General features: G+C 64.4%; 12 protein-coding genes and 1 pseudogene. 5 read left to right on the forward strand and 8 right to left on the reverse strand.

Annotated features, from left to right (window positions below):
- A pseudogene (locus tag B5D62_RS33860) lies at window positions 1-224 on the forward strand (IS110 family transposase); the annotation flags it as partial.
- A 170-nt stretch (window positions 225-394) separates the two neighbouring features.
- Here the strand turns inward: B5D62_RS33860 and B5D62_RS27425 are convergent.
- Window positions 395-2,485 carry an acetate--CoA ligase family protein gene (locus B5D62_RS27425; RefSeq protein WP_085937259.1) on the reverse strand — a complete coding sequence of 697 codons (2,091 nt, stop codon included), beginning with the start codon at window positions 2,483-2,485 and terminating at the stop codon, window positions 395-397.
- 44 nt (window positions 2,486-2,529) lie between these two features.
- Between B5D62_RS27425 and B5D62_RS27430 the strand changes: the two genes are divergently transcribed.
- Window positions 2,530-2,931 carry a RidA family protein gene (locus B5D62_RS27430; protein WP_085937260.1) on the forward strand — a complete coding sequence of 134 codons (402 nt, stop codon included), beginning with the start codon at window positions 2,530-2,532 and terminating at the stop codon, window positions 2,929-2,931.
- Here the strand turns inward: B5D62_RS27430 and B5D62_RS33535 are convergent.
- Window positions 2,928-3,074 carry a hypothetical protein gene (locus tag B5D62_RS33535; RefSeq protein ID WP_170921169.1) on the reverse strand — a complete coding sequence of 49 codons (147 nt, stop codon included), beginning with the start codon at window positions 3,072-3,074 and terminating at the stop codon, window positions 2,928-2,930. The two genes, B5D62_RS27430 and B5D62_RS33535, sit on opposite strands and share 4 nt — an antisense overlap.
- A 381-nt stretch (window positions 3,075-3,455) precedes the next feature.
- On the reverse strand, window positions 3,456-4,310 hold the full coding sequence (locus B5D62_RS27435) for a LysR substrate-binding domain-containing protein (protein ID WP_085937261.1): 855 nt from the start codon (window positions 4,308-4,310) through the stop codon (window positions 3,456-3,458).
- 212 nt (window positions 4,311-4,522) lie between these two features.
- On the opposite strand from B5D62_RS27435, the gene B5D62_RS27440 reads away from it, so the two are divergent.
- From B5D62_RS27440 to B5D62_RS27450, 3 genes are all read left to right on the forward strand, one after another.
- Complete coding sequence (locus tag B5D62_RS27440; protein WP_170921170.1) at window positions 4,523-5,635, forward strand: mandelate racemase/muconate lactonizing enzyme family protein; 1,113 nt, start codon at window positions 4,523-4,525, stop codon at window positions 5,633-5,635.
- Window positions 5,636-5,864: 229 nt separating this feature from the next.
- The gene (locus B5D62_RS33115; RefSeq protein WP_139374119.1) at window positions 5,865-6,314 is read left to right on the forward strand and encodes a GNAT family N-acetyltransferase; all 450 of its coding nucleotides are present in this window, start codon (window positions 5,865-5,867) and stop codon (window positions 6,312-6,314) included.
- Between the two features lie 319 nt (window positions 6,315-6,633).
- Entirely contained in the window at window positions 6,634-6,813 is a 180-nt protein-coding gene (locus B5D62_RS27450; protein ID WP_218191351.1) for a RidA family protein, read from the forward strand.
- Here the strand turns inward: B5D62_RS27450 and B5D62_RS27455 are convergent.
- The 5 genes from B5D62_RS27455 to B5D62_RS27475 all read right to left on the reverse strand — a co-directional run bounded on the left by B5D62_RS27455 (window position 6,810) and on the right by B5D62_RS27475 (window position 12,175).
- Window positions 6,810-8,114 carry a TRAP transporter large permease gene (locus tag B5D62_RS27455; RefSeq protein WP_085937265.1) on the reverse strand — a complete coding sequence of 435 codons (1,305 nt, stop codon included), beginning with the start codon at window positions 8,112-8,114 and terminating at the stop codon, window positions 6,810-6,812. The two genes, B5D62_RS27450 and B5D62_RS27455, sit on opposite strands and share 4 nt — an antisense overlap.
- Window positions 8,111-8,605 (reverse strand): TRAP transporter small permease, encoded by a 495-nt coding sequence (locus B5D62_RS27460; protein ID WP_085937266.1) that lies wholly within the window; start codon window positions 8,603-8,605, stop codon window positions 8,111-8,113. Before B5D62_RS27460 ends, B5D62_RS27455 begins: the two co-directional genes overlap by 4 nt.
- Window positions 8,605-9,609, reverse strand: coding sequence for a TRAP transporter substrate-binding protein DctP (gene dctP / locus B5D62_RS27465; protein WP_085937267.1), 1,005 nt, complete (start codon window positions 9,607-9,609; stop codon window positions 8,605-8,607). The genes B5D62_RS27460 and dctP overlap by 1 nt, the downstream gene beginning before the upstream one ends.
- Window positions 9,610-9,653: 44 nt before the next feature.
- On the reverse strand, window positions 9,654-10,574 hold the full coding sequence (locus B5D62_RS27470; RefSeq protein WP_085937268.1) for an SMP-30/gluconolactonase/LRE family protein: 921 nt from the start codon (window positions 10,572-10,574) through the stop codon (window positions 9,654-9,656).
- A 197-nt stretch (window positions 10,575-10,771) separates the two neighbouring features.
- Window positions 10,772-12,175 carry an aspartate aminotransferase family protein gene (locus tag B5D62_RS27475; protein ID WP_085937269.1) on the reverse strand — a complete coding sequence of 468 codons (1,404 nt, stop codon included), beginning with the start codon at window positions 12,173-12,175 and terminating at the stop codon, window positions 10,772-10,774.
- Window positions 12,176-12,215 lie beyond the last annotated feature (40 nt).

The raw sequence follows: 12,215 nt of genomic DNA on the forward strand, positions 1-12,215 counted from the left end.
TACGCGGGCGCCGCACCATCCTCGGCGGCCGCGCAAACGTGCGGACCGCCCTGTATATGGCCACACTGGTCGCCACTCGGCGCAATCCCGTCATCGTCGACTTCTACCGACGCCTGCGCGCCGCCGGAAAACCCGCCAAGCTGGCCTTGACCGCCTGCATGCGAAAGCTCCTCACCATCTTAAACGCTGTCCTCAGGGAGCGACGTCCATGGCAAAGCGCTTGACACAAAAGACAGTCGCTCTCCCCCTTCGGGGGCGAGGAACATGAGGAGAGCGAAGGCAGTCTTTCGGACTCCTCGCCCCCGAAGGGGGAGAGGTGGGGTGAGGGGGGCAAGGCATGGGCTGGTGTACCGAAAAAGATCCTGAAGCCGCGATCGGGGTTGCCTCGTAGTGTTCAGCGGCGCGACAGCAGGACCAGGCCGTCGACGGCGACCACGCCTTCGCCCTCGGGCTTGACCAGGAGCGGATTGATTTCCGCTTCGGCGACATCGGCGAAGTCGTCATGCGCCAGGCGCGAGAAAGCGGCGATGGCCTGCGCCAAGGCCGCCACGTCGCCGCGCGGCAGGTTGCGATAGCCGCGGATCGTGGCGAGGCCCTTCACCTCCTCGATCATCGCCCGCGCTTCGGCTTCGTCGACCGGTGCGATGCGCGTGGCGGCATCCTTGTAGATTTCGGCCAGCACGCCGCCCAGCCCGACCGTCACGGTCGGCCCGACCAGGGGATCGCGGCGAAAGCCCAGGATCACCTCGGCGAGACCGCGCTCCATTTTCTGCACCAGGAAACCTTCGAGCCGGGCTCCGGGGACATGCCGCTTCACGCGCTTCTCGATCTCGCGCGCCGCCAGCGCCGCCGTCTGCCCGTCGGGCAATCCCAGCGCCACGCCGCCCGCCTCGGTCTTGTGCGGCACATCGGCCGACAGGATCTTCAGCGCCACCGGCGCGCCCACCTCGGCCACCGCGGCCGGAATGCGCCGCGCATCCGGCACCGCCAGGGCCTTGGCCGTGGTCACGCCGATGGCGGCAAAGAGCGCGGCGGCTCGACGTTCATCGAAGCCCGAGGCACGGCCGGCTTCCAGCGCCGCCAAGGCCGCGGGCGTCGGCGGATCCAGCTTCGGCTCGGCCTGCGGGGTCGGCCGCAGCAGGCAGAGCGCCATCGCCTCGGCGCAGGACTCAGGATGACGGAAGGCCGGAACGCCGGCCGCCGTCAGCAGCGCCAGCGACTTGTCGGCCGCGGGCGTGAGCGAGACGGCAAACGGCTTGGCCGCGCCGGCGAAGCGCAGCAGCGGCTCGACCGCCAATTCGGGATTGAACTGCGCCGACGACCCGACGACGAAGATCACCGCATCGTTGGCCTCGTCCGCCAGCAACCGCTCGATCGTGCCGGCGACGATCTCCGGCTTGGCCCCGGCCAGCGTGAGGTCGACCAGCTTGCCCTCGCCGGCGGCGATGCCGAGCGGCTTGAGCCAATCCACGAGATCGCGCGGCGGTCCCGCGATGTCGAGACCCGCGACGGCCATGTTGTCGACCACCATCGCCGCGCCGCCGCCGGTCGTCGTGGCAACCGCCACGCGCCGACCGGTCGGCCGCGGCCGCCCGACCAGCAGCGCCGGTACGTCGAGCAGCGATTCGAACATCGACACGCGCGCGATGCCATGGCGACGGCAGAAGGCATCGAAGGTGGCGTCGGAGCCGGCGATCGCGCCAGTATGCGACTTCGCCAGTTCCTGGCCGATCTCGGAGCGGCCGAGCTTGTAGGCGATCACCGGCTTGCCGGCGGCATGCGCCCGTCGCGCCGCGCGCGCCAGTCGCGGGCCGTCGCGCAGCGTTTCCATGAACAGCAGGATCGCCTTCGTCTTCGGATCGTCGACCAGCAGGTCGGTGACCTCGCCAACCGCAAGATCGACCTCGTTACCGACGGAGATCAGCCGCGAGAAGCCGATGCCGCGCGCATCCGCCCGCGACAGCAGCGCACCGATCAGGCTGCCGCTCTGACTCACCAGCGCCCAATCGCCGGTCCTCAACCTGTCGACGGCGAAGGCGGCATTGGCGGTCAGCGCGATCGGCGGATCGGTGCTGACCGTGCCGATGCTGTTGGGACCGACAAGCCGGATGCCGGTCTCGCGCACGATCCGCACCAGCTCGTCCTGTAGCGACGCACCAGCGGCGCCGGCATCCGCGAAGCCACCGGCGAGAATCGACGCGACCTTCACGCCGCGGCGTCCGCAAGCGGCCAGCGCCTCGACCGCATCCTTGCCGTTCAGCAGGATATACGCATGGTCGATCTCGCCCTCGATGGCATCGAGGTTCTTGTACGACCGAAGGCCGAGAATCTCCGTACGGCCCGGATTGACCGGCAGGATCTCGCCCGTGAAGCCATGCTTTGCCAGGAAGCGCTGCGGGCGCGACGTCGTCTTCTTCTCGTCGGCGGAGGCACCGATCAGCGCGATGCGCCGCGGTTCGAAAAGAGCGTGAAAAAGGGAACTCATGCGGCGACTATATCGCCACGAAAACGAAAGAGGAGGAAAAGCCGATGACAATCCGCCGCGTCACCTCGCCCGCCGCTCCCGAGCCGCCGCCGGAGCGCTGGTCCAACTGCCTCGTCGTCGACGGCATCGCCTATGTCTCCGGCATGACCGCGCGCGGCGAAGACCCCAAGGTGTTGGCGGGCATGGACGAATATGCGCAAGCCAAGGTGATCTTCACCAAGATCAAGGGGCTGATCGAGGCGGCGGGCGGCATGATGTCCGACATCGTGAAGATCACGGTCTTCGTCACCGACATCGCAAACAACGTGAAGGTCTGGCAGGCTCGCCGCGAGTTCTTCAGCGGCAATTTCCCCGCCTCGACCCTGGTCGAGGTGAGCGCTCTCGCGGCGCCGGAGATCCGGGTCGAGATCGAGGCCGTTGCGCATATCGGCAAGGGCCCACGCTAGCCGCTCTTCATGTGTTGCGGCAGCCAGAGCGCGATTTCGGGCCAGAAGACCAGCAGCACCAGCAGCACCAGCAGCACGAACATGATCAGGTGGAACGGGATGGTGCCGTAGACCACCTCCGACAGCTTGCCGGTCCAGTGCATTGGCGAGATCTGGCGTGAGTGCCGACGGCACAACGCCCCAGCCTCGATCAATCTGGCGAAGCGTCGAAGTAGGCAGCGATAATTCCTAGGCGTCCAGGGCTTATAGTTCTTTGATGCAAGGCTTTGCTCGAAGGACTCACAGTATTGATCGAGGGTGGTAGATTGGTCATATGTGTCCGTTGTCGCGCTCCCAGGTTTTTGGAGCACCAAGGATTACGTCGTTAAGAACGACAAAGAATGCCGGACCGCAGCTTAGTACCGCTCCACACAGCAACTCGGCACGGTTCAGAGGGGCCCGGGCAGAAGGATGCCGTCGAGCAACAAGTGGGCTCCGTACCAGCGAAGGTGATCCCGGATTGACGTGATCTTCCTCAAAGCGTGTCAGCGCAGTCCACTCATCAGGGCGCGGATCGCTTCGTCGACTGCAGGCGTTCTGGTCGCGCGGGCATAAAGCCCGTATTGGACGATTACCGGCGGCGGCATCGTTTGGGAACGAGGCAGAACCCGCATGAGTGGCACGCGGATGCACTCTGGCGTCAGGAGGGCGATGCCAAGGCCATTCTCTACTGCCGCTTGCACCGCAGCTACGCTCGGGCTGGTAAAGGCGATGCGATGGTCCACGCCTGCTTCGGCGAGTATCTCAAACATGCGCCGTCGCCAAGTGCAAGGTTCTGGGAAAACCACCAAGTCGAGCGGCCGCGCGGTGTCCGGGGCATGATCGAGCCCGCAGACCCACTGAAGTTCGACGCTCCAACTCGCCACCGCGTCGTCCGGTACGCCGGACGGGTTGGCGATCATGATGTCGAGGCGTCCCTGCTGCCACAGCGGTCCGATGGCAGCGGTGTTGTCGACGATGATGTCCAGGCTGACATCAGGATGGATACGGTGGAACTGTCCAAGCGCAGAGGGGAGAGAGGCGAGAGCCACCTCTTCGGGAAGACCGATTGTAACCGTACCCGCGAGAGGAATCTGGCGGAGTCGCGCCGCCGCTTCGTCTCCCAAGGTCAGGATGCGCGACGCATAGCCAAGGAAAACCTCGCCCTCTGCAGTCGGGAGCACCCCCCGCCCAGTGCGGCGAAGCAGCTTCTTTCCTAGCAGACCCTCCAGCCGACGCATCTGCATGCTCATAGCCGATTGAGTCCGCCCGGTCGCTTCCGCCGCACGGCTGAGATTTCCGATACGGCACGCGGCCACGAAGGCTCGAAGAAGGTCCAAGTCTACCGCCGCTGGTATCATTTAGATTGAACTCAGAGATCAATGATATCGAGGTTCATTTATATCACGCCTGCCATCATTATAGTAGGCAGAGCCCTTTGGTCGTGAACGAGCGATGGCCGTGCATCCGTCGGATTTGCTTGGGCATGAAAATTTGCTCGGACCTTTTTGGGGTGTGTCGCGTCATCAGACCTCTGAGCCGACTGCCACGCGTGCTTGAATGGAGAGTGAGCGTGAAGATCATCGCACTGCGCACCGAAATCGTGCGTCTGCCGCTGCCGCGTCCAATATGGTCGGCAACCCTTGAAATTCGCTCGACCGACGCGGTTCTGGTGTTCATCGACACCGACCAGGGCGTCACCGGCGAGGGCCTGTGTTTCGCCATCAACGGCAACCGCCTCGAAATCCTGCGCGACATGGTCCGTTCGTTCGAGCCGCTCCTGATCGGCCTCGACCCGACAATGGCGCCATCTTTTTACAAACGCGCATGGGCGGATATCGGCTTCTTCGGCCATGCCGGCATGAGCGTCGCGGGCCTTGCCGGCGTGGACTGCGCGCTGTGGGACCTGCGCGGCCGCGCTGCAGGCCTCAATGTCTCCCGCCTGATAGGTGCCGCCGCGACCGCCGTGCCGACTTACGCGAGCGGCGGACTCTGGCTCTCGTCCTCCATCGACGAGTTGCAGCGCGAAGCGGCCGACTTCCTCGCTCGCGGTTTCCGGGCGATAAAGATGCGCGTCGGTTCCCGCCCGGTCGCATGGAACGTCGAACGGATCCGCGCCGTCCGCGATGCCATCGGCCCCGACGTCAAGCTTATGGCCGACGCTAACCAGTCGCTCAGTGTACCCGAGGCGATCCGGCTCGGCCGCGCGCTGGAAGAGTACGGCCTCGATTGGTTCGAGGAGCCCGTCCGGTACTGGAACCACGCGGGCGAGGCCGAGATCGCCGCTGCCCTCGATACGCCGATCGCCAGCGGCGAGACCGAGTACACCAGCCGCGGGATGTTGACGATGTTGCAGATGAAGTCGGCCGACGTGCTGATGCCAGATCTGCAGCGCATGGGCGGACCGACCGAGTTCATCCGTGCGAGCCATGTCGCCGCAGCCTTTGAGGTGAAGCTGTCCTCGCACTTGTTCAGCGAAATGAGCCTCTCCCTACTCGCCGCCGCGCCCAACGCGTATATCCTGGAGCACATGCCCTGGTTCGAACCGATATATTCGGAAAGAATCGAGCTGGATGGCGAGGGCCGCGCGATTGCCCCCGACCGGCCTGGCTGGGGCTTCTCCTTCAATATGGACGCGGTGCGTCGACTTCAGCGGCTTTCCTCGGACAGTTCCCCCCTCGGATGAAGCGCGATTCTTTCGGACGAAGCTCGCGCCGCACAGACCTCGGCTTGCGCTTCCGAACCGCTGCAGCTCCCCGGGCTTCGCGCGTTTCACTCGCCTTTCCCTCTCGAGACAGCCATGCAGAAGCATCGCCACTGGCAAGTTCGTCCGAACCCCTTTGACGGACGCGGTCCGTACGGCGCCACAGAGCGAGGTTCTTCACTTGACTGCTAACAATGTGACGAGGCTCACCATGGCGGATATCGTCCGTCCAGCCGGCATGTCTGACCTAGATGCTATGACGCGAATCGTCATGGACGCCTACACGAAATACATCGACAGGATTGGCAAGGCTCCTGGTCCAATGCTGGACGACTACTCCGTCCACATCCGCAATCATACGGCTTGGGTTATCGAATTCAATGGGACGGTAGCTGGTCTTATCGTGCTCCTGCCAGAAGACGATCATCTTCTACTTGATAACGTTGCAGTTGACCCGGCGCGCCACGGGCGTGGCATCGGTCGGGCCTTGATGCGATTCGCGGAGATAGAGGCTTCGAGGCGCGGGTACAGCGAGCTCCGCCTCTATACTCATGTGACAATGACGGAGAACCTCGCAATGTACCTTGCCCTAGGATGGCAGGAGACAGGTCGAGGTGAGCAGGCCGGGTATCAACGCGTTTTCCTTAGGAAGCCGCTTTAAGCGTTCGCTCGCACCGGGGCAGGAGTGCCTTCGGCTGTACGGGCCCTAGTTGCCACTGCGGGCAGGGTTTGGTGTTCTTGGAGACGAGGGAGTGATGGGTGATTGCGCTCACCGACGTCAACATCGAAACGCCCCAACTTCATCGAGACCACAGATCCACAAGACCAATACTCATGCTCAGGCGGTCATCGGACGCGGAGTAGCGCAGCTGCGGGCTTTACCGGATGCCTCCTGCTTAAGCTAGGATTATGCCGATCCTCCTCGCGAGAGGCAGGCGCATGATCCATGGTCATTTGCAGCATTCGGCATAAGGTTCATCGTGAAGATCACCGTGTTCGTCACCGACATCGCAAACAACGTGAAGGTCTGGCAGGCCCGCCGCGAGTTCTTCAGCGGCAATTTCCCCGCCTCGACCTTGGTCGAGGTGAGCGCTCTCGCCGCGCCGGAGATCCGGGTCGAGATCGAGGCCGTTGCGCATATCGGCAAGGGCCCGCGTTAGCCCGTCTTCATGTGTTGCGGCAGCCAGAGGGCGATCTCGGGCCAGAAGACCAGCAGCACCAGCAGGACGAACATGATCAGGTGGAACGGGATGGTGCCGTAGACCACTTCCGACAGCTTGCCGTTCCAGATGCTCTGGATCACGAACAGGTTGATGCCGATGGGGGGAGAGATCTGGCCGAGCTCGATGAACAGGACCAGGATGATCCCGAACCATACCGGATCGATGCCGTATTTCAGCAGCACCGGATAGAGGAGCGGCACCGTGACGACGATCATGCCGAGGCTTTCCACCAGACAGCCGAGGACGGTGTAGAGCACGAACAGGGCCAGGAAGAACTCCAGCCGCGACAGCTTCAACGCCACCATCCAGGCCGTCAGCGACTCGCCCACGCCCGCGACGCTGATGGCATAGGAGAAGACGAAGGCAGTGTAGACGATCAGCAGGATATTGCCGCTGGTCATGATCGCGGACACCATCGCGGCCCGCAGCTCCTTCCAGCCGAGATGCCCCCAGATGGCCGAGACGACGAAGGCGGCGGCGCAGCCCACAGCCGCTGCCTCCGTCGGCGTTACCCAGCCGAAATAGAGGCTCCCCATGGTGCCGCCGATGACCACGGCGAAAGGGACGAGATCGCTGACGGCGGACATGAACTCCTTGAAGGTGCGCGGTCCGGTTTCGCGCGGGGCGATCTCCGGCTTGAGCAGCGCCTTGACCAGCACATAGGCCATGAACAACGCGGTCAGCAGCAGGCCCGGAACGATCCCGGCCATGAACAGCTTGGATACCGACGTCTCGGTGAAGGTTCCGTAGACGATCATGGCGATCGACGGCGGGATCAGGATGCCCAGTGTGCCGCCGGCCGCCAGCGATCCCGCCGCCAGCGGCCGATCATAGCCGCGCTGCACCAGTTGCGGCAGCGCCACCGAGCCGATGGCCGCCGCCGTGGCGACCGAGGAACCGGAAATCGCGGCGAACAGCGCACAGCCGGCGATGTTCGTCTGCAGCAACCCGCCCGGGACCACGCAGACGAGTTTGCCGAGCCCCCGATAGATCCTGAAGCTCAATCCCGAATGCTGCATGATCTCGGCCATCAGGATGAACAGCGGAATGGCGGTGAGCGCGAAGTTGTTCATCGAGCCCCAGCTCATGAGCCCAATACCCTTCAGCGCCGGCACCCCGCCATGCAGCAGAAGGTAGACGATCGCCGGTACGCCGATGGCGAAGGGAATGGCCATACCCGCTGCCAACAGGCCCAGGAACACGACCAGGACGATCGCGACTTCAAGACCTGCACTCATGTTGCCAGTCCTCGCAGGTCGTTGAGAATCGCCCTGGCCAGCACGAGCAGCAGCATGCTGGCCCCGAGGATCATCACCATCTCGGGGATCCAGAGGGGTGTCGCGAGCGGCGTGCTCGCGACCGCCTCGCGCCTGTAGGAGCTCATGACGAACTGGATGAAGTACCAGTCGGTCAGCGCGATATAGGCAAAGGACAGCAGGTCGAAGATCAGCGCGGAAACGGCCCTGCCGCGCGCGCCGAGGCGCATCTGAACGATCTCGACACGATGGAAGGCGCCGCGCGACTGGCACAGCGCCAGGCTGAGGAAGGACACGCCCACCAGCAGGTAGCCGACGAGTTCGTCCGAATTATCGGTGGTGCTGTCGAAGACTCCCCGCAGGACGATCTCGGTCAGCATCAGGAGGGTCATGGCGATCATGCAGAGCGACGCCAGCCACAGGCTCGCCCGTTCAAGCCAGTCGAACGGACGGCCGTCGGACCCTGCGCTCATCAACGACCTACCGCGTCGCGGACCTTCTTCAACGCCTCTTGCGCCTGGGCGCCGTGTCGCTTGGCCCAGGCGTCCCAATAGTCTTCCATCGCCTTGGCGCCGCGCTTGTAGTCGTCCGGCGTCGCCGCGGTCTGGATCATGCCTTCGGCCTTGCGCTTGGCTTTCTCGGTTTCCTCGTCCTCGAACAGCAGCTTGGTCATCTGGGGCGCGAGGTCGACCACCGCCTTGGTGAGGGCGTCGCGCTGCGGCGGCGGCAGCTTGGCGTAGGCCTCCTTGTTCACCACGAGGTTGGCCTCGAAGAAATTGATGCCGAGATCGTAGGTGTATTTCAGCAGGTCGTGCCAGGTGCGGCCACCGCCGGAATGCGCCGTCAGCACGCCATCGACGACGCCGCGTTCGAGCGCCGAGGGCACTTCCGCCGCGCTGACGGTAAGGCCGCTCGCGCCGAAGCGCTTGAGGAACTCGATCTGCTCCGGCGAAGTCGCCCGGATCTTCTGACCCTTGAAGTCGTCGAGGCCCGTGAGCTTCTTCGTCGACCACGCGAACTGCAGTGGATAGTAGTAGGTTGCGAGCACCGTCGCGCCGAGCTTGTCGTAGCCCTTGTCGACATAGGGCTTCATCACGGCCAGAGCCTTGTCGAATTCCTGTGGCGTGGTCAGCAACATCGGCAGCCTCAGGATACCGGTGACCGGCACATTGCCCTGCTGCATGCCGTCGTCGCCCATCTGGATGACGTTGTCGCCGACGGCGGTGGTGATATCGGTGCCCTTGATGGTGAGCGCGCCGCCGAGATGATATTTGAGCTGGAGCTGCCCGTTGGTTTCCTTGGCCACGCGCTCGACGATCTCGGCCATTACCCGAGCCGGCGCCAACGTCGCGGCCGGAACATAGGTGTAGACGATCCAGGTCGTCGGCGACTGCGCCCGCAGCACGGCCGGCGCAGCCACGGTTCCAGCGGCAAGCACGGTCAGCGCCTGCCGACGCGTCAACGGTCCATTGATCATGCGATCCCCTCCCAATCGTTCTTGGCGGGGACCGTAACGCGCCCTCAGGCGTGTGAATACATAGGCTTTCCGCCTACCGGCATCCTGGCTCGCAGGATGGTGCCTCCCGCCACTTTTTCACTGGACCGTGACACCACGAGGTAGAGGTCATGGCCGTTGAAGGCGATGTTGGTGCAGAAGATGTCGTCGCCCGCATCGACATGATGGGTCGGGCGACCGAGATGATCGAAGCGCCACACCGTCGTGCTGGGATGGGCGACGAGCAGCCCGCCCTCCGCATCGAGTGCCATGCCGTCCGGTCCGGCATGACCACCGCTCATCTGGATGAACAACCCGACCTTGCTTGCCGTGCCGTCCGCCATCAGCGGCAGGCGCCATACGGCATTGCCGCGCGTCACGCCGACATAGAGCACGGTCTCCGCCTTGTTCATCACGAGCCCGTTCGGACTCGGCACCGTGTTGACCAGCAGCGTGAGCCTGCCCGTCGCGTCGTAGCGATAGACGCGGCCAGTCGGATCATGCAGCCCCGTCTGGCCCTGGTCGGTGAAATAGAGATCGCCGTTGGCGGCGAAGAACAGATCGTTGACGCCCTTGAAGCTCTCCGAGCCGCGATGATCGATCACCGGCGTGACCTTGCCGCTATCCGGATCGAGCTGGACGATTCCGCGCTTGTAGTCGGTGATGAAGATGCGGCCGTCCTTGTGGATCTTGAGCCCGTTCGGCCAACCGTCATATTCCGTAACCAAGGTCCACTCGCCGGCCGGGCTGATGCGGAACACGCGGCCGAACGGGATGTCGGTGACGTAGAGATTGCCGGCACGATCGAAGCTCGGCCCTTCGAGGAATGAATCGAGTTCCATGCCCGCGGCATTGGCATCGCCCCACGAGGTGCGGCGCGGCTTGCGGTACTTGTCCGGCATGCGCGTGAATTCCGTTGCCGGTACTGGCTTCGTCAATCCGTACATTGCGTTTCCTCTTCAACTGCCGGGCAGATGAGCGCGCAGACGCATACCCCTCGTCTCTTTTCATGCTCCTCGCCCCCGCTAGGGGGAGAGGTGGGGTGAGGGGGTGAGGCACGTCCGGTTGCAACGAGCCCCCTCACCTAGGCTCTCCCCCAAGGGGGAGAGGAACATGAAGAAGGCGCGGACTGCGCGCGTCCGACCTAAGCCGCCTTCACTTCTTTCTCGGCCTTGAGGGCGCGCACGGTCTGGCGCAGGGCGTGCACCGTCTTCTCGATCTCGGCGCCGCCATGCGTGGCGGAGACGAAACCGCCCGGCGCGCCCATCACGTCGACGCCGTGGGTCATCAGGCCCATGCGGATTTTGCCCGTGAGCGGACCCGCGCCGCGCGCGCCCTTGAGCTTCTCGATCGGCACCTTCAGGGGATCGAAGCTGGCGGGATCGATCGGGTCGCCGTAGGGATTGGGATAGATCAGGAAGGTCGAGCTCTGGCCGTAGATGCCCCACGGCACGCCTTCCTGCACCAGCACCTCGGTCAGCGCCTTGCGCAGTTCGGCCGCCGTCTTGTTGGCCTTCTCCGCCAGATCCTCATCGCGCAGCAGCGTCAGCGCCGTCACCGCGGCCGCGGCCGACAGCGGATTGGCATTGTACGTGCCGGGATGGAGGATGCGCTCGATCTTGCGGGCCGCCGTCGCGGCGTGATCGATGCGGTCGAGGATCTCGCGCTTGCCGGACACGGCACCGCCCGGCAGGCCGCCGGCCACGATCTTGGCCTGGATGCACAGGTCCGGCGTGATGCCGAAGGCCTTCTGGGCGCCACCCGACGACCAGCGATAGCCGGTGATGACCTCGTCCATCAGCATGACGACGCCCTTCTTCGCGGTGGCGTCACGCACCGCCTGGATGAAGCCCGGCGGTAGCGGCACCTGGCCCCAGGAGGCACCCGACGGCTCGAACATCACGGCGGCGATGTCATCACGCTCCTCGATCAGCTTCACCACTGCGGCGACGTCGTTGCTCGGCATGATGATCGACAGCGCGCTCACCTCCTGCGGCACGCCCGGCGTCGTGCCACCGTCGTAGGTGGCGCCAGCGCCGGCCGTCACGTTGTCGTGCCAGCCGTGGAAGTGGCCGAGGAAGCGGACGATCTTGTCCTTGCCGGTGTGGGCGCGCGCGAGACGGATCGCCATGTGCGAGGCCTCGGTGCCCGACGCGGTGAAGCGCACCTTCTCCGCGCACGGCGTCAGCTCGCACACGAGCTCGGCCCAGCGCACCTCGAGTTCGTGGCTGGAGCCGTAGTGCGTTCCCAGTTCCATCTGCCGCTGTACCGCCTCGACGACGGCGGGATGCGAATGGCCCAGCAGCATGGCGCCGTGGCCACCGAAGTAATCGACATACTCGTTGCCGTCGACATCCCACTTGCGCGGTCCCTTGGCCTTGCCGACGTGGATGGAATAGGGATCGAGATAGCGGGCATCATGGGTAATGCCGCTGGGCAGAACCTTGCGCGCGCGCTCGAACAGCGCCGCGGAGCCGCCGGTGCGGGCGCGGTAATCGGCGACAATGGCGGAGTTGGTTGCTTGCGAATCGTTCTTCGGCGTACTCATTTGCCCTCACGTAACTAATGCCCGAACATCGCAAGCCTCG

It is taken from the genome of Enhydrobacter aerosaccus (genome assembly GCF_900167455.1).
GTDB classification, from domain to species: Bacteria; Pseudomonadota; Alphaproteobacteria; order Reyranellales; family Reyranellaceae; genus Reyranella; species Reyranella aerosaccus.

Coding starts and splice junctions, on each gene's coding strand:
- B5D62_RS27425 (WP_085937259.1), bottom strand. CDS start 2,485: ATGAGTTCCCTTTTTCACGCTCTTTTCGAACCGCGGCGCATCGCGCTG.
- B5D62_RS27430 (WP_085937260.1), top strand. CDS start 2,530: ATGACAATCCGCCGCGTCACCTCGCCCGCCGCTCCCGAGCCGCCGCCG.
- B5D62_RS33535 (WP_170921169.1), bottom strand. CDS start 3,074: ATGCACTGGACCGGCAAGCTGTCGGAGGTGGTCTACGGCACCATCCCG.
- B5D62_RS27435 (WP_085937261.1), bottom strand. CDS start 4,310: ATGATACCAGCGGCGGTAGACTTGGACCTTCTTCGAGCCTTCGTGGCC.
- B5D62_RS33115 (WP_139374119.1), top strand. CDS start 5,865: ATGGCGGATATCGTCCGTCCAGCCGGCATGTCTGACCTAGATGCTATG.
- B5D62_RS27455 (WP_085937265.1), bottom strand. CDS start 8,114: ATGAGTGCAGGTCTTGAAGTCGCGATCGTCCTGGTCGTGTTCCTGGGC.
- B5D62_RS27460 (WP_085937266.1), bottom strand. CDS start 8,605: ATGAGCGCAGGGTCCGACGGCCGTCCGTTCGACTGGCTTGAACGGGCG.
- dctP (WP_085937267.1), bottom strand. CDS start 9,609: ATGATCAATGGACCGTTGACGCGTCGGCAGGCGCTGACCGTGCTTGCC.
- B5D62_RS27470 (WP_085937268.1), bottom strand. CDS start 10,574: ATGTACGGATTGACGAAGCCAGTACCGGCAACGGAATTCACGCGCATG.
- B5D62_RS27475 (WP_085937269.1), bottom strand. CDS start 12,175: ATGAGTACGCCGAAGAACGATTCGCAAGCAACCAACTCCGCCATTGTC.